This is a genomic window from Rahnella victoriana, assembly GCF_004330295.1.
Classification (GTDB): domain Bacteria; phylum Pseudomonadota; class Gammaproteobacteria; order Enterobacterales; family Enterobacteriaceae; genus Rahnella; species Rahnella victoriana.
Genome location: NZ_SJOJ01000022.1, coordinates 1 through 23,144 on the forward strand (window position 1 = coordinate 1; position 23,144 = coordinate 23,144).

Annotated in this window: 22 protein-coding genes; 4 read left to right on the top strand and 18 right to left on the bottom strand. The window is 56.1% G+C overall.

Annotated features, from left to right (window positions below):
• Positions 1-30: 30 nt before the first annotated feature.
• The 8 genes from dedD to EYY67_RS17710 form a co-directional block, all read right to left on the bottom strand.
• Positions 31-819, bottom strand: coding sequence for a cell division protein DedD (gene dedD / locus EYY67_RS17675; protein ID WP_131694017.1), 789 nt, complete (start codon positions 817-819; stop codon positions 31-33).
• Positions 809-2,095 (bottom strand): bifunctional tetrahydrofolate synthase/dihydrofolate synthase, encoded by a 1,287-nt coding sequence (gene folC, locus EYY67_RS17680; RefSeq protein ID WP_131694018.1) that lies wholly within the window; start codon positions 2,093-2,095, stop codon positions 809-811. Before folC ends, dedD begins: the two co-directional genes overlap by 11 nt.
• Positions 2,096-2,284: 189 nt before the next feature.
• On the bottom strand, positions 2,285-3,199 hold the full coding sequence (gene accD / locus EYY67_RS17685; RefSeq protein ID WP_095922868.1) for an acetyl-CoA carboxylase, carboxyltransferase subunit beta: 915 nt from the start codon (positions 3,197-3,199) through the stop codon (positions 2,285-2,287).
• Between the two features lie 263 nt (positions 3,200-3,462).
• Positions 3,463-4,131, bottom strand: a complete 669-nt coding sequence (locus tag EYY67_RS17690; RefSeq protein ID WP_095925182.1) for a DedA family protein — start codon at positions 4,129-4,131, stop codon at positions 3,463-3,465.
• 76 nt (positions 4,132-4,207) lie between these two features.
• The gene (gene truA, locus EYY67_RS17695; RefSeq protein WP_131694019.1) at positions 4,208-5,038 is read right to left on the bottom strand and encodes a tRNA pseudouridine(38-40) synthase TruA; all 831 of its coding nucleotides are present in this window, start codon (positions 5,036-5,038) and stop codon (positions 4,208-4,210) included.
• 2 nt (positions 5,039-5,040) lie between these two features.
• Complete coding sequence (locus tag EYY67_RS17700) at positions 5,041-6,051, bottom strand: aspartate-semialdehyde dehydrogenase (protein WP_095922870.1); 1,011 nt, start codon at positions 6,049-6,051, stop codon at positions 5,041-5,043.
• Between the two features lie 115 nt (positions 6,052-6,166).
• The gene (gene pdxB / locus EYY67_RS17705; RefSeq protein ID WP_095922871.1) at positions 6,167-7,294 is read right to left on the bottom strand and encodes a 4-phosphoerythronate dehydrogenase PdxB; all 1,128 of its coding nucleotides are present in this window, start codon (positions 7,292-7,294) and stop codon (positions 6,167-6,169) included.
• A 100-nt stretch (positions 7,295-7,394) separates the two neighbouring features.
• Positions 7,395-8,186 (bottom strand): AraC family transcriptional regulator, encoded by a 792-nt coding sequence (locus EYY67_RS17710; protein WP_131694020.1) that lies wholly within the window; start codon positions 8,184-8,186, stop codon positions 7,395-7,397.
• A gap of 128 nt (positions 8,187-8,314) precedes the next feature.
• Here EYY67_RS17710 and EYY67_RS17715 point away from each other — a divergent pair, with 128 nt between their 5' ends.
• On the top strand, positions 8,315-9,220 hold the full coding sequence (locus tag EYY67_RS17715; RefSeq protein WP_119822588.1) for a DMT family transporter: 906 nt from the start codon (positions 8,315-8,317) through the stop codon (positions 9,218-9,220).
• A 243-nt stretch (positions 9,221-9,463) separates the two neighbouring features.
• Positions 9,464-10,513 (top strand): flagella biosynthesis regulator Flk, encoded by a 1,050-nt coding sequence (gene flk / locus EYY67_RS17720; protein ID WP_095922874.1) that lies wholly within the window; start codon positions 9,464-9,466, stop codon positions 10,511-10,513.
• A 9-nt stretch (positions 10,514-10,522) separates the two neighbouring features.
• Here flk and EYY67_RS17725 read toward each other — a convergent pair whose 3' ends face one another.
• The gene (locus tag EYY67_RS17725; RefSeq protein WP_131694021.1) at positions 10,523-10,975 is read right to left on the bottom strand and encodes a rhodanese-like domain-containing protein; all 453 of its coding nucleotides are present in this window, start codon (positions 10,973-10,975) and stop codon (positions 10,523-10,525) included.
• A 100-nt stretch (positions 10,976-11,075) separates the two neighbouring features.
• On the opposite strand from EYY67_RS17725, the gene pdxR reads away from it, so the two are divergent.
• Positions 11,076-12,587, top strand: coding sequence for a MocR-like pyridoxine biosynthesis transcription factor PdxR (gene pdxR / locus EYY67_RS17730; RefSeq protein WP_131694022.1), 1,512 nt, complete (start codon positions 11,076-11,078; stop codon positions 12,585-12,587).
• Here pdxR and EYY67_RS17735 read toward each other — a convergent pair.
• The 4 genes from EYY67_RS17735 to fabB form a co-directional block, all read right to left on the bottom strand.
• Positions 12,541-13,668 (bottom strand): SLC13 family permease, encoded by a 1,128-nt coding sequence (locus tag EYY67_RS17735; RefSeq protein WP_131694023.1) that lies wholly within the window; start codon positions 13,666-13,668, stop codon positions 12,541-12,543. The genes pdxR and EYY67_RS17735 overlap by 47 nt on opposite strands.
• A 17-nt stretch (positions 13,669-13,685) precedes the next feature.
• Positions 13,686-15,125 (bottom strand): PepSY-associated TM helix domain-containing protein, encoded by a 1,440-nt coding sequence (locus EYY67_RS17740; protein ID WP_119822592.1) that lies wholly within the window; start codon positions 15,123-15,125, stop codon positions 13,686-13,688.
• Positions 15,126-15,212: 87 nt separating this feature from the next.
• Positions 15,213-15,698: a DUF2946 domain-containing protein gene (locus EYY67_RS17745; protein ID WP_131694024.1), complete on the bottom strand. Its 486-nt coding sequence runs from the start codon at positions 15,696-15,698 to the stop codon at positions 15,213-15,215.
• Positions 15,699-15,857: 159 nt separating this feature from the next.
• Positions 15,858-17,078, bottom strand: coding sequence for a beta-ketoacyl-ACP synthase I (fabB, locus tag EYY67_RS17750; protein WP_095922883.1), 1,221 nt, complete (start codon positions 17,076-17,078; stop codon positions 15,858-15,860).
• Positions 17,079-17,247: 169 nt separating this feature from the next.
• On the opposite strand from fabB, the gene mnmC reads away from it, so the two are divergent.
• Positions 17,248-19,278, top strand: a complete 2,031-nt coding sequence (mnmC, locus tag EYY67_RS17755) for a bifunctional tRNA (5-methylaminomethyl-2-thiouridine)(34)-methyltransferase MnmC2/FAD-dependent 5-carboxymethylaminomethyl-2-thiouridine(34) oxidoreductase MnmC1 (protein WP_131694025.1) — start codon at positions 17,248-17,250, stop codon at positions 19,276-19,278.
• A 74-nt stretch (positions 19,279-19,352) separates the two neighbouring features.
• Here the strand turns inward: mnmC and EYY67_RS17760 are convergent, their stop codons facing one another.
• The 5 genes from EYY67_RS17760 to aroC all read right to left on the bottom strand — a co-directional run bounded on the left by EYY67_RS17760 (position 19,353) and on the right by aroC (position 23,103).
• Positions 19,353-19,631, bottom strand: coding sequence for a YfcL family protein (locus EYY67_RS17760; protein ID WP_013574543.1), 279 nt, complete (start codon positions 19,629-19,631; stop codon positions 19,353-19,355).
• Positions 19,632-19,655: 24 nt separating this feature from the next.
• Positions 19,656-20,213: an elongation factor P hydroxylase gene (locus EYY67_RS17765; protein ID WP_131694026.1), complete on the bottom strand. Its 558-nt coding sequence runs from the start codon at positions 20,211-20,213 to the stop codon at positions 19,656-19,658.
• 99 nt (positions 20,214-20,312) lie between these two features.
• Positions 20,313-21,113: a sulfite exporter TauE/SafE family protein gene (locus tag EYY67_RS17770; protein ID WP_131694027.1), complete on the bottom strand. Its 801-nt coding sequence runs from the start codon at positions 21,111-21,113 to the stop codon at positions 20,313-20,315.
• A 44-nt stretch (positions 21,114-21,157) separates the two neighbouring features.
• The gene (mepA, locus tag EYY67_RS17775; RefSeq protein ID WP_119822980.1) at positions 21,158-21,931 is read right to left on the bottom strand and encodes a penicillin-insensitive murein endopeptidase; all 774 of its coding nucleotides are present in this window, start codon (positions 21,929-21,931) and stop codon (positions 21,158-21,160) included.
• A gap of 86 nt (positions 21,932-22,017) precedes the next feature.
• Positions 22,018-23,103 (bottom strand): chorismate synthase, encoded by a 1,086-nt coding sequence (gene aroC / locus EYY67_RS17780; RefSeq protein ID WP_095922887.1) that lies wholly within the window; start codon positions 23,101-23,103, stop codon positions 22,018-22,020.
• Positions 23,104-23,144 lie beyond the last annotated feature (41 nt).

The following is a 23,144-nucleotide window of genomic DNA, read 5'->3' on the forward strand; positions in this document are numbered from 1 at the left end:
GCCCTCCCCTTCGCAGGGGAAGGAGCAAAGTCAGTGTGCAGAATATGCGCGAACCTGCCCGCCTAATCCACTCAGCTGTTGCAGTTGCGGCAATGAGGCTTCGAGTTTCTGCTTCGAGGCATCCGGGCCGACGTACAGGCGCGTGATCTGCCCCTGAACCGGTGTGGCCGGAACGGTGTAAGCACGGAAACCTGACAGGCGCAGATTCGCCACAATTTCATTGGCTTTAGCGGCATTTTTCAATGCGCCAAGCTGAACCACATAAGACTGCCCTGCCGGTGCTTTTTCTTCCGGTGCAGGTTTCGGCTGTTCAACCGGTTTAGGTTGTTCGGCAACTGCCTTCGGTTGTTCGACCGGTTTCGGCTGCTCCACAGGCTTCGGTTTCACCGTGGGCTTAGCTTCCACCATCGGTTTAGGTTCAATCGTTTTTGGCTTCTGCGGCGCAGGTTTGACCGGCGCGGTCTGTACCGGTTTTTTCTGCTCAGGCAGTGTGGTGGCCGGCGGAGCTTCTATGGTGGTGTTGCCGGGTGCCACATTGCCCTGATTCGCGGCATTGGTATTGTTGGCTGAACTCTCCGCGTCCGGTTCGCCGTTCATGGCCTGATCGGCACCTTCCGGCGGCTGAGCAGGCAAAGATTGCGTGACCGGTGGCACCGAGTCCTGTTCTTCAACATCACCTGGTTTTGGCACCAATGGAATAGACGCAAATTCGTCTTCGTAATGCTTTTTCTTGCCGTCGAGTAAACCGGGCAAAATGATGACGCCCAGCGCCACCAGAATGACCGTCCCGACCAGACGATTTTGAAACTTACTTGCCACTGGTTTTCCCCGTGTCTAAAGCATCCATTACGTGAGCTACGGTATGGAACGAGCCGCAGACAATCACAATATCCTGAGGAGCCGCCTCCTGCATAGCCTGTTTCCAGGCAGACTCCACATCATCAAACTGGTGCGCCTGAGGCAGATGCGTCGTCAGTTCTTCGACACTGGCCCCGCGCGGTCCTTCCAGCGGCGCGCAATACCATTCATCCACCTGCGGCGACAGGCAAGCCAGCGTACCGGCAATATCTTTGTCTTTCAACATTCCGACGACGGCGCGAACTTTGCCGCCATTTCTCGGCTGTTCCGCCAGACGTCCGGCCAGATACGCCGCCGCATGCGGGTTATGCGCGACATCCAGGATCAGGCGTGGCGATTCACTCACCGTCTGGAAACGTCCCGGCAACGCCGCGCGCTGTAAACCACTGCGTAACGCGGCTTCAGGAACAGCCAGTGCGGAATAATGCAGGGCAGCCAGCGCGGTCGCCGCATTGGCCAGCGGCACATTCGGCAACGGTAAACCTTCCAGCACGTTCACCTCGTTGCCCTGTTCCAGCGCCGCCCAGCGCCACTGTCCGACATCGGCAGAAAAATGCCAGTTCACATCACGGCGATGTAAATCAGCGTGTTTTTCCTGCGCAACGGCAGCAATGGATTGCGGCATATCAGGCTCACCGACCACGGCCGGTTTACCGCCACGGAAAATACCGGCTTTTTCGCGGCCGATGCTTTCGCGATCCGAACCCAGCCAGTCGGTATGATCGAGCGCAATACTGGTGACCACGGCGACACTGGCATCGACGATATTGGTCGCGTCCAGGCGTCCGCCCAGCCCGACTTCGAGGATCACCACACCCAGCTTCGCCTGTTTGAACAGGTGCAACGCCGACAATGTGCCGTACTCAAAATAGGTCAGCGAGATATCACCACGACCGGCTTCCAGCACCGCGAAGGATTCACAGTGCGCGGATCCCGGCAGCTCTTCACCCTGAATGCGCACCCGTTCGGTGTAGCGCACCAGATGCGGGGAACTGTAAACGCCCACGCGGTATCCGGCCGCCATCAGGATGGACTCCAGCGTGGCGCAGGTGGTGCCCTTGCCATTGGTTCCGGCGACGGTAAACACAAACGGTGCTGGCGTCAGTAAATCGAGTTTCGTGGCAACCGCTTTCACGCGGTCGAGGCCCAGTTCAATGGCCTGAGAATGGAGATGTTCGAGATAATAAAGCCACGTGGCCAAAGGCGACGTGGCTTGGGGGATAAGTTGATTTTGCATGAGTCCCGTTCAACCTTGTCAGGTTCACTTCGACACTACATCACCAGACTGTGACAGCAGGCAATGCCCTCTTTGTCAGATCTCACCAACAGAGTAAAAGCACGGGCTGCCTGTTTTGCAGAAAAACAGTGTGGGCGGCACAACAACCGATGGCCGCCCCAATTACTGACCGGCGTTTACCCTGTCTGATCAGGCATCCTGGTTGTCAGCGGCGGAACCGTTGACAGCAACATGGACGTCAGCCACATTCGGCTCCGGTTGCCCGGTCAGTTTCGCCAGCACGCTGCCCAGTTTGGCACGCATATCCGGACGACGTACGATCATATCAATCGCACCTTTTTCGATCAGGAACTCACTGCGCTGGAAGCCCGGCGGCAGTTTTTCGCGCACGGTTTGCTCGATAACGCGTGGACCGGCAAAACCGATCAGCGCTTTCGGCTCAGCGACGTTGATGTCGCCCAGCATCGCCAGACTGGCAGAAACACCGCCCATGGTCGGGTCAGTCAGCACAGAAATGTACGGCAGGCCGCGTTCCTGTAATTTCGCCAGTGCAGCACTGGTTTTCGCCATCTGCATCAGCGACATCAGCGCTTCCTGCATACGGGCACCGCCACTGGCAGAGAAACACACCAGCGGACAGTTATCTTCCAGCGCCTGCTCAACGGCACGCACAAAACGCGCACCCACCACGGACGCCATTGAACCGCCCATGAAGGCAAATTCAAATGAAGCCACCACGATTGGCATGCCGAACAGCGTGCCTTTCATGACGACCATCGCGTCTTTTTCGTTGGTTTCTTTTTGTGCCGCAACCAGACGATCTTTGTATTTCTTGGAATCTTTAAACTTCAGAACATCTTTAGGCTCAAGCTCGCTGCCTAATTCAACCTCACTGCCCTCGTCCATGAAAGTGGCCAGACGCATACGCGCGGTAAGACGCATATGGTGGTCGCACTTAGGGCACACCATGAGGTTGCGCTCAAGCTCGGCGCGGTAAAGGACCTGCCCGCAGCTGTCGCATTTAGTCCAGACGCCCTCAGGAATACTTGCCTTACGGGTTTGCGAGTCGGTGCTCTTACTAAGAATTCGTTCAATCCAGCTCATCGATAACCTTTCTGTTTGAACCCGGCCGAAGCCAGTCCGCTGTTCATGCTGTAACAAGTCCCCTGAAACCTACCCAAAATCACCTGTGCGCGGCGTGATAAAAAACCTCACACACCGCGTCACAGAAGGGTTGTTCGCAGGAACAGACCATAAATTGTCGCTCATTAAACCATAACGGCCAGACACTGTGGATAAAAAACTGGTCTTACCCTCGGGTTTAATGCCTTAAATTTTAACGCGCTTGCGTAAAAAAACGTCAGGGATTACTCCTGCTGACGCTTTTCTTTTGCGGCTGCGCGTTTGTGCCGCCAGATTTCAACCACACCCGGCAGGATGGAAACCACAATGATTGCCACGATCAGTAATTTCAGATTTTCCTGAACAATCGGCAGATCGCCGAAAAGGTAGCCAGCATAGGTAAATAACAGCACCCAAACCAGCGCCCCAATCACGTTATAGGCCGCAAAATGGCGGTAAGACATATGCCCCATACCGGCCACGAACGGCGCAAACGTGCGGACGATCGGCACGAAGCGCGCAAGAATAATCGTTTTGCCGCCATGTTTCTCGTAAAACTTATGCGTCTTGTCTAAATAACTGCGACGGAAAATCTTTGAGTCCGGATTACTGAACAGTCGTTCACCAAACACCCGTCCGATAGTGTAGTTCACCGCATCCCCGAGGATCGCCGCGACAGCCATCAGCAATGCCATCAGATGGACATTCATATCGTTGCCCGGCAACGCCGCCAGCGCACCTGCCACGAACAATAAGGAATCGCCCGGCAGGAAAGGTGTCACCACCAGACCGGTTTCGCAGAACAAAATCAGGAACAAAATCCCGTAAACCCAGACGCCATACTGCGCAACCAGTTCCGCCAGATGCACATCAATATGCAGAATGAAATCTATGACAAAGTGAATAAAGCCCATCAGTTCCTCCACCTCTTCCTGGTCAAAAAACGCCGTTGTGAATAAACGTTAATGCAACAATCGCTAAAAATGTTCCTTAATCTTCCAGGAACAGTGGCCCCATATTTACCTGAGGTAATGAAAATTTTTCCGGATAATCAACCGAGACCAGATACAACCCCTCCGGTTTCCCGGTAGCGGCGGCAAGGTTACGATCTTTTGCCGCCAGCAGGTCGCCCATCCAGCTCACCGGCTGATTGCCCGCGCCGATTTCCACCAGGCTGCCGACAATATTGCGCACCATGTGATGAACAAAAGCGTTAGCTTTGATATCGACCACCACATAGTTGCCGTGACGGCTGACATTCAAATGCATCACGTAGCGCCACGGCGTGCGCGACTGGCACTGCGATGCGCGAAAAGAGGTAAAGTCGTTCTCCCCCAGCAACGCCTGACCGGCAAGCTGCATTTTCTCCACATCGAGCGGCATATGAACGTGGGTCACGCCGGTATGCAAAATCGCTGAGCGGTAACGGTTGTTATAAATAACGTAACGGTAGCGGCGGGCGGTGGCGCTGAAACGGGCGTGGAAATCTTCCGCCACGTTCGCGCACCAGCGCACGGCAATATTTTTCGGCAGATGGGTATTCACCCCCATCGTCCACGCCGCATCTTTACGCAGCACCGGCGTATCAAAGTGCACCACCTGTCCGGTCGCGCTGACACCGGCATCCGTACGACCGGCGCAAAACACCACGATCGGCGTATTCGCGACACGGCTCAGCGCCTTTTCCAGACATTCCTGCACGCTGGCGACGCCCTGCTGACGCTGCCAGCCAAAGTAGGCACTGCCGTCATATTCCACGCCTAACGCCACACGCCCGGCAACCGGTGCCGCGCTGATGTCAGCGATCACATCTTCGGACATAATCAGTACCAGTACTCGTTAATCAGCTTCTCTGCGGTTTCCACCGCCATCAGGGCACCGCCGAAACGCACATTGTCGGCCACTGACCAGAATTGCAGTAACTCAGGAATGCCGTAGTCATTACGGATACAACCGATGCTCAGGTTGGCATTGCCGGACGCATCGCTGACCTGCGTCGGGAAATCATCTTCATCGCTGAGATTAATGTCATCAATTTGTTCCAGTTCGGTGCGCGCTTCATCGGCAGACAGCGGGCGCAAGCCTTCCAGATGCACCACCTGCGCGTGACCGTAGAACACCGGCGACTGCACGCAGCTGACCGAAATCGGCAGGCCATCGTCCTGCAACACTTTGCGCACCTGATCCACCAGCCGGCGTTCCTGACGCACACTGCCCTCTTCATCACTGACCAGCGGTAACAGGTTGAATGCCAGTTGTTTGCTGAAAATACCTTCTTCTGCCGGAATGCCGTTCAGCAGGCGGGCACTTTGTCCGGCCAGATCGTCAACGGCCGCTTTACCCAGCGCCGAAACGGACAGCAGCGACGTGACGTGCAGACGGGACAAACCGGCCTGTTCGGTCAGCGGTTTGATGGCCGTCAGCAACTGACTGGTCAGGCTGTCGGCCACAGCCACGATATTACGGTTGCGGTAATGAGACAGCGCGTCAGGGTTCACGCCCGGCACCACCAGAGGAATGTCATGCTCAAGGGAGAACAGGCCGCTGCTGTCGATCACCAGACACCCCTGATTTGCCGCTTCTTCGGCATACAACGCTGAAGCCTCAGAGCCTGCGACAAAGAACGCCAGCTGAACCTGCGACCAGTCAAATTCAGACGCCTGCTGCACGCGCAGGCTTTTACCGTTAAAACGCACGGTCTGACCGGCGCTGCGTTCACTGGCCAGCGGGAAGAGCTCACCAACGGGGAACTGACGATCAGCCAATAATTCCAGTAACGCATCACCGACTGCGCCCGTTGCGCCAAGCAGCGCAATATTCCAGCCATCAGACATGTTGGTATTCTCCAGAAATAAAAGTACAAAATACAAAGGGGCGGTGAAACTCACCGCCCGGCTATCAGAGTAATATTGCGTGAATGTACAGTGAAAAGATTCAGGTTGGCTTAACTCAACCTAACTGGCTGTTAAAGCCCAGTTTTTTCAGCACATCTGCGGTCGCTGCATCGTCGCATATCACCCGTAAAGAGGACCACTCACGACGTTCTTCATAGAACTTACGCAGCTTGTCGAATTCGCCCGGTTTACCGGCGACACGGCGCAAAGGCCGGTCATCGCGGCGCACATCATACACTAAGTGAATAAGACGCAGCAGTTTGGCTTCGCTCAGCGCGCCACTCAGGGTCACTTCGGCAAATTCAGGCGCAGGGAGCAAGGATTCCAGCGGCACGGTTTGTGGCTGACCGATAAACTGGCTGAATGCTTCGAACACCTGCGTGGTGCCGCGGGCTTTGCCTTCCAGGCTGTAACCGGCGATGTGTGCCGTACCGATAGCCACTTTATCCAGCAGCGCCAGCGATAAATCTGGTTCCGGTTCCCAGACATCCAGCACGGCGGTCAGTTTTTTACTGCCGTTCAGCGCCTCGAGCAGCGCGGCGTTATCCACCACTTCGCCACGGCAGGCGTTAATCAGAATGCGGTCAGCGGGCAGACGCGCCAGTAAATCTGCATCCACCAGATGATGCGTGGCATACGGGCCGGACATATTCAACGGCGTGTGGAACGTCAGAATATCTGCTTCAGCGACCAGTTTTTCCAGCGGCCAGAATTCACCGGCGTCACCGCGATCGGCGCGTGGCGGATCGCACAGCAACGTACGAACACCGAGTGCTTCAAGACGCGCATTCAGACGCGAGCCGACATTCCCCACGCCGATGATCCCGACCGTTTTATCGCGCAACTGGAAACCGTCGCGTTGCGCGAGGATCAGCAGGGATGAGAAAACGTATTCCACTACCGCAATCGCATTACAGCCCGGCGCGGCGGAGAAACCAATCCCGGCGCTGGCCAGCCATGCATCATCCACGTGATCGGTTCCCGCCGTGGCGGTGCCGACAAATTTCACCGGTTTTCCCGCCAGTAAACTTTCGTTCACTTTGGTCACAGACCGCACCATCAGCGCATCGGCATCATTCAGGGCATCTTGCGGAATAGGACGGCCGGGCACAGCCTGCACGTTACCCAGACGGCTAAAAAGCTCGACGGCATACGGCATATTTTCATCAACCAGGATTTTCACGTTTGTCTCCGGCAGCATGGCCTAAAGAAAGAATAGAAAATAAAGAGGGCATTGATTTTGCCACGATACCGGGTCAGATCCCAACTTTCAGGGCACAGGTTTACCTGTCGTTACGAAAACGCTGCGGTGTGGTACCGGAAACCTGCTGAAACATAGCGATAAAGGCAGACGACGAGCTGTAACCCAGTTCGAGTGAGATATCCTGCACCGTCTTCCCCTGCTCAAGCAATGAGATGGAATGCAGAAAACGCAGCCGCTGACGCCACTGCGCAAAGCTCATCCCCAGTTCCTGCTGGCATCGCCGCGACAATGTCCGTTCGGTGGTATACACCTGCGTCGCCCAGTGCGCCAGCGGCGTATTATCCGCCGGATTCTTTTCCAGCGCGCTCAGGATCGGAGCCAGTAATTTATTCTCTGACGTCGGCAGATAGGTGTTCTGACGCGGTGCCAGACTGATCTGATCGAGCAACACGCGGCACATGCGCAAATCCGCCTCACTCTGCGGCTCGGTCATGTTTCGTGAGAAGCAGTCATCAGCGATGGCATTAAAAATGGCCGTGGGCGTCAGCAGACAAGGTTCGGCAGGCAGATGGGTGTCCAGTTCCGGCGCAATATCGATGGCACAAAAACGGGTTGTTTTGCGGTTATAACTGGAATGCTCCACGCCCGCAGGCACCCAGATAGCGAATTCACGCGGGGCCAGATAACGCTGACCGGCCACCAGCATGGCCAGTACGCCGGATTTGACGCAGATAATCTGGCTCCAGGGATGCGAATGGCGCACATACTCCGAATTCCCCTCAACGATTTCGCCGCGAAAAAGCAGCGTAACCGGCATCTTTTCGGGTAATGGCGGATAATAACGGGGTGAGGAAGAACGTGGCGAACGCATAAAAACCTTTTTGTCTGTGAGCCGCACGGGATTGTCCGGATTGCACGACGTATTGTCTGATTATCGTTATATCTAACAAACAAGACAATCGTACACTGACGTGACGATTTACTGAGGAATATTATGTCATGAATGTGCTCTTTCCCCTGCTCGCCGTCCTGATCTGGTCACTGAACGCGGTGGTCAGTAAAGCCTCGGCCAGCGCGATTGATCCGGCTGCCATTTCGTTTTACCGCTGGCTGCTCGCCCTGCTGACGCTGACTCCGTTCATTTTGCCCGGTGTGCTGCGCAACCTTCAGGCGATAAAACAATACTGGTGGAAACTGCTGATCCTCGGCCTGCTGGGCATGGTGCTTTATCAGAGTCTGGCCTATTACGCCGCCCACAGTGTCAGTGCGCTGTTTATGGGGATCCTCAACTCGCTGATCCCGCTGCTGACCGTGCTGATTGGTCTGTTTGTGCTGAGCGTGGTGCCGACCGTCGGCGTGGCGTTGGGCAGTATGATTTCTCTCGGCGGCCTGGTCTGGCTGGTCAGTGCCGGTGATCCAGCGCAACTGCTGCAACACGGGATTGGCACGGGTGAGCTGATGATGTTTGCCGCTTCGGCGTCCTACGCATTGTATGGCGTGCTGACCAAACGCTGGGCGATCCCGCTGCCGAACTGGCAGTCGTTATATGTGCAGATCATTTTCGGTGTGTTACTGCTGCTGCCGAATTTCCTGATGGCGAAGGATGTCAGCCTGACGGTACACAATATTCCGCTGGTGTTGTTCGCGGGGATCCCGGCCTCGATCATTGCGCCGTTTTTATGGATCCAGGGCGTTATTCGTCTCGGCGCCAACAAAGCGTCCATTTTCATGAACCTGTCGCCGATTTTCACCGCCGTGATCGCCGTGTTGTTCCTGCACGAGCAGTTGCACAGCTACCATCTTATCGGCGGGGGTATCACCCTCGCCGGGGTGATCCTGGCGCAGCGTTTGCGTAAACCGCTGTTCAGCCGCGCCGTCCCAGCGGCACAAAAAAATCCCCGCTAAATCCTCGTGCCATCTTCCGGAAAGAAGATGGCACTTGCCTGTTTTCTGCTTTCGCGCCCCGCCAGACATTTTTATCTGCCGTTTTAGGAAACAATCTCCCCAAGAATCTTACTCAGCCTGCTATTCACGGTGTCGATTAATACACTTTGCAGGTATGATGAGCCGCTTCCGCGCTCTGCGCCGTGCTTTTTACTTTTCATTAAGTTCAGGCAACGTTTTAAATTTCCAGCGAAGGACGGTGATATGCAACCTTTGAGCGGCCCGGGCATGCCGGTTGGCGACAACAGAACACAGCCCCAGGGTCAGACCGTTCCGGTTAAAACAGGCGCTGAACTGCCATTAACCCCGGTACAGCGCACCACGCTGGAAAAACTGATCGTCAAACTGATGGCGCTCACGCCGATTAAATCGGCTGAGATCTGGGCGAATTTGCGCCACGACCTGGCGCTGCCGCACGGTGCAGAAATCACCTCGCAGCAGTTCCCGCAGGCCGAAACGCTGTTGCAGGGGAAACTCACGCAAGCGCAGGACAGCCATGCCTCGCGCCAGCTGATGTTGCAACTGACCGAACTGCTGCCGCAGGGCAATAACCGTCAGGCGGTGAGTGACTTTATCCGCCAGAATTTCGGACACACCGTACTCAGCCAGCTGACGCATCCGCAGCTGCAACAGGTGCTGGATCTGATCCAGACCCGTCAGATGAATATCCCGCAACCGCAACAGACGCCGGTGACCGATCGTCCGTTGCTGCCTGCCGAACATAACAGCCTGCAACAGCTTGTCACGCGCCTCAGCGCGGCAACCGGCGAAGCACCGGTAAAAGTCTGGCAGGCGCTGTTTACGCTGGTGGGTGTGAAAGTGGGCGAGCCAATACCGGCGAAGCATTTTCAGGTGCTCAGCCAGTTTTTGCAGGTAAAAGCCTCGCTCAGCCAGCAGACGACGCCACCGACGCTGACAACGCTGCTCAGTGTGCTCAAACAACCTGCCAGCACGCATGAAATCCATCAGCTGACGGAATATGCGGAAAACCGTTTCAGCGCGACATTATCCACGCCGCTGACGCCGGTTCAGGTCAGCGATCTGATTGGTGTGCTGTTCAGCCAGCGGGTTGACCGTTCACCGCGTGCGGATGAAACCGACGATACATTCACGACCGTGTCGCGCACCGACCCGCAACCAATCATGAATCCGTTCATCGCGATGTTGCCGCCCTCCATGCAGGCGATGGGCGGCAAACCGCTGCTGTTTATTGCGTTCGTGGTGGTCGTGCTGCTGTTGTGGTTACTGTTTTAAGCGCGACTTTCAGCAACCGCACTCCTGCGGTGCCTGTTCCGGCGCATACTGTCCGCGTTCTTCACCTGTTGCCAGCGGGTGCTGATCGCGGATCCAAAAATCCAGCCCGCCAATCATTTCCTTTACCCTGAACCCCAGTTTTGCCAGCTTGTACGCGCCCTGCGTCGAGCCGTTGCACCCGATGCCGTCGCAATAGGTCACATACACCACGTGTTTGCTCAGCTCGCGGGTGCTTTCTGCCGTCATATGTTTATGCGGAAAACTGACCGCGCCGGGCACATGACCGCGTGCATAATGTTCAGCAGAACGGGTATCAATAACCACAATGCCGTCGATGCCGTTTTGTAAATCCGCCGCGACTTCCGCCGCATCGGTATAAAAACTCAGTTTGGACAACAAATACGCGGCACTGATTTCCGGTGACGGCGGTGCAAATCCCAACACATAAGACGCCTGTTGCATAAACGCTTCCTCATAAAGTGATGTGTCTGAAAACAGTTTCATCATCGCTGTTTTTGGTCTTATGATTAATGCCAATTTCCGGTTAACACTAAGACCCATTATGCCCGCGCAGCCCCAGCCACCGGATCTGATTACGCTTTTTGAAAATACAGCGACCCCGGCAGGTCTGCGTGACAGGCTGTGTGCCGCGTTGCGGCAGGCCATCAGCAGCGGAGCACTGACGGCCGGAGAGCGTCTGCCCTCTTCCCGTCTGCTGGCCTGCGATCTGAATCTGTCACGGGTCACGGTTGAGGCGGCTTATGCGCAGGTGGAGGCGGAAGGTTATCTTCAGCGTCACACCGGCAAAGGCACCTTTGTCAGCCAGTCTCTGCCCCGCGCGCCGTCTGCACGCAAAAGCAAAGTCGTCAAACCCGGTCTGGCGAGAATATCAGCCAGAGGGCAGAAAATTGTCGCCACCGGCGGATGCCGTGACCCGCAATCCCCCGTCGCCTTTGCCGCCGGTTCGCCAGACCTTCGCGCTTTTCCGCTGAAAATCTGGAAACAGATGACCGCCAGACAATTACGTGTCGAAGGAGAACGTCTGCTGGGATATGGCGATCCGCAAGGGTATTTGCCGCTGCGTGAGGCGCTTGCCCGTTACCTGCAACAGTCGCGCGGGGTGAGCTGCACCGCCGCGCAAATCCTGATCACCACCAGTTCGCAACAGGCATTGCAGTTACTGGCGATGCTGCTGATTGATCCGGCGGATAGCGTCTGGCTTGAGCAGCCGGGGTATCCCGGTGCGCGCAATGCGTTTGCCAGCGCCGGCGCCGACATTTGCGCCATTCCGGTGGATGATCAGGGAATGGCGCCGGATCCCGCATTCCCCATTCCGCGCCTGATATACCTGACGCCTTCGCATCATTACCCGACCGGCGTCAGCCTGAGTCTGCCCCGCCGCTTACACCTGCTTGAGTTTGCCCGGCGGCACGGCAGCTGGATTATAGAAGACGATTACGACAGCGAATTGCATTACGACGGACGGCCGCTTCCCGCCATGCAGGGGCTGGATAAACATCAGCAGGTGATTTATCTCGGCACCTTCTCGAAAGTGTTGTTCCCGTCATTACGGCTGGCCTATGCCGTTTTGCCGCCGGCACTGGTGGCTCCGATGGTCACATTGCGCACCGTGAATGACGGCCACTCTTCACAACTGATGCAGGCGGTGACCGCCGAATTTATGCACACCGGCCATTTCGCTTCTCACCTGCGTTTTTCGCGTCAGCTTTATCACAGCCGCCGCGATCATCTGCTGGCACAGATTGGGCAGAAGATTGACTGGCTGATACCTCAGGTGTCAGCCGGAGGATTGCAACTCGCCGCTCATCTGCCTGCCGGACAAGAACAGTATTTCAGCACGCTTGCCGCACAGGCGGGCATTGAGACTCCGCGTCTTTCGCCGCTGTTTACCGGCAATGGCGGTTCACCGGCGCAGCATCAGGATGGCTGGCTGCTCGGCTTTTCGGCCTTAACGCCGTCTGAAATCACCACCGCGGTAAACCGGCTGGCCTCGCTGAAAGTGCCTGCTATTTCGCAAACAATGCCAGCAGTAACCAGCCAGCCCCGCCGCTGAACAGCAGGAACGGGAAGGAGTAGTAGTGAAAACGGAGCCAGATTTTTTTGTCACCCGCCATGCGCAGTGCGATCAGGTTGGCCAGCGATCCTATCGCCAGCCCGAAACCCCCGGCATTCACGGCGTAAGCCAGCAGCGGGCCGGACGGTAAATAGTTGATCATCAGGATCGTCGCCGGCACGTTGCTGATCACCTGCGAAAGCCCGATGCTGAGAAGATAATGTCCGTAATCCGGCAGCCCGTGAATATGGGTAAACGCAGGCTGCAAGGCGTGCAGCCCGACCAGCAAACGCACATCAATAAACATCACGATAAACACCAAAATCAGCGGCCAGTCGATACGCAGCAGAACGTTACGTGCCAGCAGTAAAAAGCACACCACTACCGCCAGCAGGCCATATAACGCATACCCCAGATCCACACAGGCAATAAACGCCACGTACAGCACCACGCAACTGATCAGCAGACGTTTCTTAAACGGATATCCCTGATTATTCTCCAGCTTTTTCAGGCTGTGCGACGGAAAACACCACCAGGTCACCACGAATAAGGCGGCCAGGGTCACCAGCGCCAGCGGTGCCATCTGCCCGATGAAATGCAGGAATGACTGACCGGACTTATTCCATAACAGGATATTTTGCGGGTTACCGATTGGCGTGAGCAGCGAACCGGCGTTCACCGCCAGCGCTTCAAAGATGATCAGCCGCGTCACCGGCAGCGACGTCAGTTTTTTCAGGGTAATGGTCAGCGGAATAACGATAAACAGCGCGACGTCATTGGTCATAAAGGTCGCCAGCACCGCCGCCGCACTCACCAGGAAAAGCGCCAGCCGCCGTTCATTGTCGATGGCGTTAATCATCTTGCGGCCAACAAAATCAAAGTAGCCGCTGACCTCCACGCCCTTGGTCAGCATCAGCAAACCCAGCAGCGTGACGATAGTGTTCCAGTCGACAAACTGCGGAAACTGCATGATTTTCGCAGGCTGGAACAGTGTCAGAATGACGCCAAGTATGATTAACAGATGCAAAAATCTGTCACGTAAAAAAGGCTTAAAGACTGAGCCGAGTGCCGCCATCAACATGTTTTTTTCTTCGCTGATCAGAATGCGCTGACGTTACCCGAAGAAATTCGCCGCTGCCAGCGAATAACATCGATCAGCAGGAAAATCAGCAGGCTGATGCCCATCACCGGTAATGAAATCGCCAGCCCGAGCGTGATGACAAACACCGGACATTGCAGGCTGAACGGGAGCGATGTCCAGGTTTGCAGCAGCGTCACCGCCGGATTGCTGCCGTCGTTGCTGACGCTTCTGCGCAGCCACCACAAGCGATATCCCCAGGCAATCATCACGCATAATCCGGCACCAAAAATCACCAGAATGGCCTGATTCCAGACGCCGAATAAAATCCCCATATGGGCATCGACGCCCCAGCGGGTCAGTTTGGCGAGCAGCGGAAAATCAGCAAACCGCACGTGATCGACAATCTGCATTGAGCGGGGATTCACCGAAACCGCATCTACCTGCGTCGGCCAGCGGCGATCGACTTCCGTCACCGTCCAGGCTTTTCCTGCATCCCCGGACGGACGGATTTCAATCTTATCTGCCGTGATGCCAGACTCCCGCGCCGCCTGAAGTACCGCGTCGAAAGTCTGTGCGGAAACCGTTACCGCAGGCATTGCGTGCGCGGACATGTCCATGCCGGGCATACCCGCCATCTGCGCATGATGCTCCGCATGTTCGTCAGCCGGTGCGGCCACTGTTTGCCCGTCCAGACGGGTATTCACCGCAGGGGTCATCCAGCCCATGTACGCGCGCAGCACGCTGATATTGTCCCCCGCCCATTGTGACCAGGTCAGACCGGTGGCCGAGAAGAACAGCAATCCGGCGAGTAACAACAGGCCGAGCGTGCTGTGCCAGCGGCGGCTGTGCTGCTGTTTTTCCACTTTCCCGCTGACCTTACGCAACTGACGGGGTTGGCGACGTCCGGTAAACCAGAGCACCACACCACCCAGCGCCGCCACCCATAACCATGACGCGGCCAGTTCGCTGTAAACGCGTCCCGCATCGCCGAGTAACAGGCCGCGATGCAAATCGTCCAGCCAGGTACGGAACGGCAGAATGCCGCTGGTGCCGTACACCGTCATATCGCCTTTCGCCGCCAGCGTGACCGGATCGATGAAAATCGCCCGGGTTTTGGATGCCCCAAGTTGCGGATCAGAAAACATCACCCGCGTGGTCTCCCCGGCAGACGGTGCCGGTCTGACGGCGTAAATTTGTTTCTCCTGACCGGCCACTTTTTGCGCCGCATCCACCTGACGTGATAACGGCTGCGCGGTGCCTTCTGAGCGGGTAAACAGCGCATCAGCATAGAGGTAATTTTCGAACTGAGGCGTCAGCACATACAGGGTGCCGGTGAGTGCGGCGACAAAAATAAACGGCCCGACAAACAGACCAATATAGAAATGTAAGCGGCGCAACAGCGCCAGAAAAGCCGCCTGCGCAGGCAGTTTTTTAGCCGGATAGACAGGTTGGTTCATAAATACGGATCTCAAAATTTCAAATAGCACGCCGTCAACCGCTGTCAGTCTGGCGGTTAACCTGAAGAGAAATGTTGTATTACGCGGTTATGAAAAAACGGGCGGTGCGCGGGGTTGGGAATCCGTGAAGAACAGTGAAGGGATAAGACGTTGTATGAGTGCACGCGGAGGGGCACGGCTGGAGAAATCCAGCGACCACAGCATCGGCATGGCCTGTAAATCAAGCATCGGCAGATGCACCAGCAGCACGCAATATCCGCAGGCGGCATCGCTCATGTCACCGGCAAGCAGCGCCTTAACGGCATCGTGCGGCGCGGATTTACAGGTTTGCTTGTCGCAATGTTCCATCGATGATGAGTGATGGCCTGACATATTCATGTCAGCCATATCTGCGTCCGGCATCTCCATGTCCATATCGGACATCATCATGCCGGGCATCATCATATGCTGCGCACCCTCTGCCACCCGTGATTTGGAAATCACCGGCGCAATAAACAACATCAGTATCGCCACCATCCCGAGCCAGGCCGGGAAGTGCAGGTGTCGATGATGGATGTGTCTGAGTGAGAGCATTATGTCAACAAGGTGAAAATAAGAAGCGGCGAAATTGTACCTGAATTGTAGAGAAACATATCCAAAATCATTCGAGTTGCATCAAGGCGGCTTGAAGGATGATGGATACAAAAAAGCCCGCTCGGAAGCAGGCTTTTATTCAGGTATTAACGACGGAGATTATTTGTCGTTTTTCAGCTTACGCATGACCAGCGTGGCGTTGGTGCCACCGAAGCCGAAGCTGTTAGACATCACCGTCGTCAGCTCGCGCTGAGTCGGTTTAGTGATGATGTCCATGCCTTCTGCCTGCTCATCGAGGTTTTCGATGTTGATGCTTGGCGCGATGAAGCCGTGCTCTGCCATCAGCAGGGTGTAGATCGCTTCCTGAACGCCAGCGGCACCCAGAGAGTGACCGGTCATGGCTTTGGTGGAAGACAGTGCCGGGGTTTTATCGCCGAACACTTCACGGATAGCACCCAGTTCTTTCACGTCGCCGACCGGAGTTGATGTTCCGTGCACGTTAACGTAGTCGATTGGGGTATCCACGCCGTTCATTGCCATTTTCATGCAACGCACTGCGCCTTCACCGGATGGTGCCACCATGTCTGCGCCGTCAGACGTTGCGCCGTAGCCAACGATTTCTGCGTAGATGTGTGCGCCACGGGCCAGAGCGTGTTCCAGCTCTTCGACAACAACCATACCGCCGCCGCCTGCGATAACGAAACCGTCACGCGCTTTGTCGTAGGTACGGGAAGCTTTGTCTGGAGTTTCGTTGTAGCTGGTGGACAGTGCGCCCATGGCATCGAATTCACACGCCATTTCCCAGCACAGTTCTTCACCACCACCGGCAAACACCACATCCTGTTTGCCCAGCTGAATCATTTCTACCGCGTTACCGATGCAGTGTGCAGAGGTGGCGCAGGCAGAGCTGATGGAATAGTTAACACCGCGAATTTTGAACGGGGTCGCGAGGCAGGCAGACACGCCAGATGCCATCGCTTTGGTCACCATGTAAGGACCCACGCCGCGCAGCCCTTTGGCGCGCATACCGTCGGAACCCGCAACCTGGTTGCGTGGAGAACCACCGCCGGAACCTGCGATCAGGCCGGTACGTTCGTTGGAGACCATTTCAGGGGTCAGACCGGAGTCTTCAATCGCCTGCTGCATGGACAGGTAAGCGTAGATCGAGGCATCACTCATGAAACGCACAATCTTACGATCGATAAGGCCTGCGGTGTCTAATTTGACATCACCCCAGACGTGACTACGCATCCCGGCATCTTTCAGCTCTTGCGAGAAGGTGATCCCAGAGCGACCTTCCTGCAGAGATGCAAGAACTTCCTGCTTGTTGTTACCGATGCTCGAGATGATACCCAGGCCAGTAATCACTGCACGTTTCATTTAATACCTCTTGTACTATTCACCATTTGGGATTTCGTCACGCACTCTAGCGTACAGTTGTACGCCGAACAAGTCCGATCAGCAATTCCTTGTGTAAATCGTGGTAAATTTGCGCAGGGTCAAACGCAGCGTTAAACTCCGGCATCGCCTTGAACTGAGAGAGTTTCACGTGAGCCATAACCCGATCACGCCCGCTGAATTAAGCTGGAACGAACAGGGTACACCTGTTTCCCGACATTTTGATGACGTCTATTTTTCCAACCAGAACGGCCTGCTGGAAACCCGTCATGTTTTTCTCAACGGCAACCATTTTCCGGCGCGTTTTGCCGCGCACCCTCGCCCGCTGTGTATCATCGCGGAGACCGGTTTTGGCACCGGTTTGAACTTTCTGTCGCTGTGGCAGGCCTTTGACGCCTTCCGCGAAGCACACCCCGACGCCACGCTGCAACGTCTGCATTTCATCAGCTACGAAAAATTCCCGTTATCTGCCCGTGATCTGGCGACAGCGCACACGCAGTGGCCCGAACTCGCTGCGTATTCCGCACAGCTTTGCGAACAATGGCCGATGGCCTTTTCCGGCTGTCACCGCCTGTTACTGGCAGGCGGACGCATCACGCTGGACCTGTGGTTCGGTGATGTGACTACCCTGCTTCCGGCATGTGACACCAGTATGAATCAGCAGGTTGACGCCTGGTTTCTCGACGGCTTTGCCCCGTCCAAAAACCCGGATATGTGGACGGAAGATTTATTCCGCTCTATGGCGCAAATGACCCGTCCGCAAGGCACCTTTGCCACCTTCACCGTGGCCGGTTTTGTCCGCCGGGGATTGCAGGACGCCGGTTTTGACATCGGCAAGGTGCCGGGGTTCGGCGAAAAACGGCATATGTTAGCGGGCGCGTTACCGGCAGGCATTGACGTACCTCATCCTGCGCCGTGGTATGCGCGCCCGGCGGCGAAAAATGCCACAGAATTTGCGGTAATCGGCGGCGGTGTGGCCAGCGCCGTGTTGTCGCTGGCGTTGCTACGCCGTGGTTACGCAGTCACGCTGTATTGCGCTGATGAAAAACCGGCGCTTGGCGCTTCCGGTAACCGTCAGGGCGCGGTATATCCGCTGCTCAATGGCCGCGGCGACACGCTGGAAAACTTCTTTGCTCATGCCTTCACTTTCGCCCGCCGCCAGTATGCGCAGCTCGAAAAACGGGATGTGCCTTTCGACCACGGCTGGAGCGGCGTCACCCAGCTCGGCTATGACGAAAAAAGTCAGGGCAAAATTGACGGCATTATCAGCGGCGGCTGGCCGGAAGATCTGGCAAAAGGGCTGACGGAAGAAGACGTGGAGGCGCTGTGCGGATTGCCCTGCGGCAGCGGCGGCGTAACCTATCCGCTCGGCGCGTGGCTTTGTCCGGCACAGCTGACGGCTTCGCTGATTGCGCTGGCCGAAACACAGGGTTTAACGGTGCATTATCGCCAGCGCGTGACAGCGTTAAATTCCGACGCAGAGTCTCAGTGGACGCTGACCTTTGCCGACGGCCATGTTGCACGTCATCAGGCGGTGGTGCTGGCCAACGGCGCGGACATTACCGATTTCAGTCAGAGTGAAAAACTGCCGGTTTACGCGGTCAGCGGTCAGGTTTCGCATATCCCGACCACTCCGGCGCTGAGCAAGCTGAAACAAGTGTTGTGTTACGACGGGTATATGACGCCGGTCAGCCCGCAAAATCAGCATCATTGCATCGGCGCCAGCTATCACCGTGCGGATAAAGGCACGGATTACCGGGAAGAGGATCAGCAGCAAAACCGCCAGCGTCTGATCAGCTGCCTGCCGGAACAGCAATGGCCGCATGAGGTGGATGTCAGCGAAGGCGAGGCGCGAAATGGTGTGCGTTGCGCCACCCGTGACCATCTGCCGATGATCGGTTCGGTGTCGGATTACGATGCCCTGCTGGAGAGTTATAAAAAGCTGGATCTGGACATTCAGCGTCATCGCCCGATTGCAGAAGCGCCGGTCTATGAAAACCTGTTCCTGTTTGGCGCACTCGGCTCACGCGGCCTCAGTTCTGCCCCGCTCGGCGCAGAAATTCTGGCGGCGCAGATAGCCGGTGAACCGATACCTCTGGACAGCGACACACTGTCGGCGCTGAACCCGAACCGCATGTGGGTCAGAAAACTGCTGAAAGGCCGCCCGGTCGAATCGCATTAATCCGCCCCTTTTCAGGCAATAAAAAAGCGCAGCCGGTTAACCCGTCGCTGCGCTTTTTTTTTACTGAAAAGAGATTACTGAGGGAGAGATGCCTGATAGAGATTTTCCCACATCCCCTGCACCAGAAGCTGATCGCGCGGCGACAGTTCACCGGCTTTGATGGCTTTGTCCAGGCCGTCCTGAACACGGAGTTTCAGCGCTTCGGCGGTGTGTTCACCGTTTTCTTCCGCTTCTGCCACGGCGACAGTCAGATGGCCCCGCAGATAACCACTGGCAAACAGTTCGTCGTCACTGGCGCTTTCGACCATATCGTCGATCAGCGTTAAAATCCGCGTTTCAAATTCTGCGATCATTACTCTTCCTCTCGTATCCGGTATTTATTCAATCGGCTGCAACGCCGGGAAGTCCGCAGGCGTCAAAGGGGGCGTATTGTAAAACGATTGTAACGCGTTAATAAAGCGCGCCGGTCTTTCAGGAATACCCTGTTCCAGCATGCGCAGCACTTCTTCACGCACTTTGTTCTGGAAACCCACGCGGTCCGGCTCGCAATCGCCGCTCAGGTTGTCGCAACTGACATTGAAACGGAAACCTGCCGCCGCGCAGAACAACCATTCGTAAGACTGGGGTTTGATTTCGACTTTCTCGAATTCACTTTGTGTTTGCGCATCGCGGCCGTCCGGGCAATACCAGTAGCCGAAATCCACTCGTTTACGACGCTCAGCACCGGCCACGCACCAGTGGGAGATTTCATGCATACCACTGGCGTAATAACCGTGCGCGAACACAATGCGGTTAAAGGATTCCTGTTCATCGGCAGGCAGATAGATCGGCTCGTCGTCGCCTTTGACTAAGCGAACGTTGAATTCCTCAAAGAAGCAGGAATCAAAAATGTCGATCAATTGATGATAGTTATGTGTTGCAGTCGAATCTGACATAAAAGCTGTGAAACTCAGTAAGTGAGAAAGGGCGACAATATACCCTTGTTTAAACACCCGATTTCATGACCTCAGGCAAGCATTTTGCTGCTCCTGACATTATAAATGCAGGCTTAACCAGTGCATGATTTCAGTGCCGTGATTATCATAAATTAACTTACAGCTCATCACGACGGAAACGGTCACCACCATCGGGCGGATCATCTTCTGGCCTTTACTCAGCACCATCCGCGCGCCCAGCCGTGCGCCGATAAACTGCCCTGCCATCATCACAAAGCCCAGCACCCACACCACTTTGCCGCCCAGAATGAAAAATAACAGGCCGCCAAAGTTGGAAGTGAAATTCAGCACTTTCGCATGCGCCGTGGCTTTTGCCAGATTAAACCCGCATAAGGTCACGAAAGCCAGTGCGTAGAAAGACCCGGCACCGGGGCCGAAAAAGCCATCGTAGAAACCGACGCAGCCCCCCGCCACCAGCGCATACGGCAGCGCATTCAAACGTCTGGCGCGATCGCTTTCACCCAGACGCGGTGTCAGCAGGAAATACAACCCGATGCAGATGATCAGCAGCGGCAGAACCTGACGCAGCATGTCGGCGCGCAGATGCTGGATCAGGATCGCGCCGATCACCGAACCGACAAAGGTGCAGGCGATATTCAGCTTCTGATCATTGAGATCCACCACCCCGCGCCGCACAAAGTACAGGCTGGCGGAAAAAGACCCGCCTATCGATGACAGTTTATTGGTCGCAATCGCCTGCGCCGGAGGAACCCCCGCCGCGAGCAAGGCAGGCAGGCTGATCAACCCGCCGCCACCTGCTATGGAATCGATGAAACCGGCAAAAAGTGCAACGAAAAATAAAACAACCAGAACCCACGGGGCAACAATCAACCAGTCCATTTTCTGTCAGCTCGCTATGCATGGCGAAGAGTAAGTGAAACCTGTTAAAGAACGTGTTTATCCAGCAGCGCCTGACATGACGGCGGCAGCGGAGGCGGCTCTTTTTTCACCGGCTTGCCTGTCGAAGGCTTCGGAGGCAGGAACCAGCTTTGCAGTTCCGCACCACAGCCATCTCCCGGCGGCGGCGGTGCCTGGTTTTCACATTCCAGATTACCGACCGGGCAACGCAGACGTACGTGCATGTGCGCACGATGACCAAACCACGGACGCACTTTATGCAGCCATTCGCGATCCGTTCCGGCATCGAGGCAAAGTTGCTGTTTGATGGCCGGGTTGACGAAAATCCGCACCACGTCTTTATCCTGCGCCGCCATTTTGATCAGCGTTTCGATGCGTGGCTGCCACTGGCTTGCCACAATGGATTTGCCATTCGCGCTGACCAGATCGATAGGTTGCGGCCTGAGCAGCATTTGCTCACTCCAGCGCTGACGCGGCAGTTGCAGCCAGATGTCCACATCCAGCCCCGACTGATGGCTGGCATGACCGCTGCTGAATCGGCCGCCCGCAGGCATCGCCATATCGCCGATCAGCATGGTGCCCAGCCCTTTTTGCTGCGCCTGCGTGCCGAGACGGGTGATGAACGCCAGCAAATCCGGTTGCCCGAAATAGCGGCGCTGATCGGTGCGCATCACCTGATAATCAGGCGAATTCAGCGGCAATGGCTGCGCGCCTACCTGACAGCCATTGGCATAACTGCCAATGGCCTGCGGGACACCGGCAACCGGCTGGGTGATTTTCTGCCACGGCGTGGCCGCCATCGCAGGGGCGCACAGTGCAAGCGCCAGAAAACTGGCGCAGACAGCACGAAACACAGGAAGCGTACGTGAGGATTTCATCGGTTGGATTACCAGCGTGGCACGGTGGAATGAACGTCGCCGTTCTGAGCGCGCTGACGCAGCAAATGATCCATCAGCACGATCGCCATCATCGCTTCAGCGATCGGCACCGCGCGGATACCGACACAGGGATCATGACGGCCTTTGGTGATCATCTCTACCTGCTCACCTTCACGGTTGATGGTGCGACCCGGAACGGTGATGCTGGACGTCGGTTTCAGCGCCAGATGGGCAACCACCGGCTGACCGCTGCTGATCCCGCCGAGAATGCCCCCCGCGTGATTGCTTTCAAAACCGTTCGGTGTGATTTCGTCACGGTTCTCGCTGCCGCGTTTGGCAACCACAGCAAAACCGTCACCGATTTCCACGCCTTTCACCGCGTTAATGCTCATCAGTGCATGCGCCAGATCGGCATCCAGACGGTCAAACACCGGCTCGCCGAGACCGACCGGCACGTGATCCGCCACAACCGTGATTTTGGCACCGATGGAATCGCCTTCTTTTTTCAGCGCGCGCATCAGTTCATCCAGCGCTTCCAGCTTGCTTTCATCCGGGCAGAAGAACGGGTTGGTTTCGACCAGATCCCAGTCTTTCAGCTCGCAGGTGATATCGCCCATCTGGGACATATAACCGCGCACCTTAACGCCGAATTTTTCCAGCAGGTATTTCTTCGCCACGGCACCCGCCGCCACACGCATGGCGGTTTCGCGGGCAGAAGAACGGCCGCCGCCACGGTAATCGCGCACGCCGTATTTCTGCTCGTAGGTGTAATCCGCATGTCCCGGACGGAACACGTCTTTGATGGCACTGTAATCCTGCGAACGCTGATCGGTATTCTGGATCACCAGACCGATGCTGGTGCCGGTGGTCACGCCTTCAAACACGCCCGACAGAATTTTCACTTCGTCGGCTTCGCGGCGTTGCGTGGTGTAACGCGAAGTGCCCGGACGACGACGGTCGAGATCGTGTTGCAGGTCTGCTTCGGTCAGCGCAATGCCCGGCGGCACGCCGTCAATAATACAGCCCAGTGCCACACCGTGGGATTCGCCAAAAGTGGTGACGCGGAAAAACTGCCCAATACTGTTCCCTGCCATCACGGCTCCTTAACCATTATGTTGATGGATTGCAGAATAGC

Coding starts and splice junctions, on each gene's coding strand:
- folC (WP_131694018.1), bottom strand. CDS start 2,095: ATGCAAAATCAACTTATCCCCCAAGCCACGTCGCCTTTGGCCACGTGG.
- accD (WP_095922868.1), bottom strand. CDS start 3,199: ATGAGCTGGATTGAACGAATTCTTAGTAAGAGCACCGACTCGCAAACC.
- EYY67_RS17690 (WP_095925182.1), bottom strand. CDS start 4,131: ATGGGCTTTATTCACTTTGTCATAGATTTCATTCTGCATATTGATGTG.
- truA (WP_131694019.1), bottom strand. CDS start 5,038: ATGTCCGAAGATGTGATCGCTGACATCAGCGCGGCACCGGTTGCCGGG.
- EYY67_RS17700 (WP_095922870.1), bottom strand. CDS start 6,051: ATGTCTGATGGCTGGAATATTGCGCTGCTTGGCGCAACGGGCGCAGTC.
- EYY67_RS17710 (WP_131694020.1), bottom strand. CDS start 8,186: ATGCGTTCGCCACGTTCTTCCTCACCCCGTTATTATCCGCCATTACCC.
- EYY67_RS17715 (WP_119822588.1), top strand. CDS start 8,315: ATGAATGTGCTCTTTCCCCTGCTCGCCGTCCTGATCTGGTCACTGAAC.
- flk (WP_095922874.1), top strand. CDS start 9,464: ATGCAACCTTTGAGCGGCCCGGGCATGCCGGTTGGCGACAACAGAACA.
- EYY67_RS17725 (WP_131694021.1), bottom strand. CDS start 10,975: ATGCAACAGGCGTCTTATGTGTTGGGATTTGCACCGCCGTCACCGGAA.
- pdxR (WP_131694022.1), top strand. CDS start 11,076: ATGCCCGCGCAGCCCCAGCCACCGGATCTGATTACGCTTTTTGAAAAT.
- EYY67_RS17735 (WP_131694023.1), bottom strand. CDS start 13,668: ATGTTGATGGCGGCACTCGGCTCAGTCTTTAAGCCTTTTTTACGTGAC.
- EYY67_RS17740 (WP_119822592.1), bottom strand. CDS start 15,125: ATGAACCAACCTGTCTATCCGGCTAAAAAACTGCCTGCGCAGGCGGCT.
- EYY67_RS17745 (WP_131694024.1), bottom strand. CDS start 15,698: ATGCTCTCACTCAGACACATCCATCATCGACACCTGCACTTCCCGGCC.
- fabB (WP_095922883.1), bottom strand. CDS start 17,078: ATGAAACGTGCAGTGATTACTGGCCTGGGTATCATCTCGAGCATCGGT.
- EYY67_RS17760 (WP_013574543.1), bottom strand. CDS start 19,631: ATGATCGCAGAATTTGAAACGCGGATTTTAACGCTGATCGACGATATG.
- EYY67_RS17765 (WP_131694026.1), bottom strand. CDS start 20,213: ATGTCAGATTCGACTGCAACACATAACTATCATCAATTGATCGACATT.
- EYY67_RS17770 (WP_131694027.1), bottom strand. CDS start 21,113: ATGGACTGGTTGATTGTTGCCCCGTGGGTTCTGGTTGTTTTATTTTTC.
- mepA (WP_119822980.1), bottom strand. CDS start 21,931: ATGGCGGCCACGCCGTGGCAGAAAATCACCCAGCCGGTTGCCGGTGTC.
- aroC (WP_095922887.1), bottom strand. CDS start 23,103: ATGGCAGGGAACAGTATTGGGCAGTTTTTCCGCGTCACCACTTTTGGC.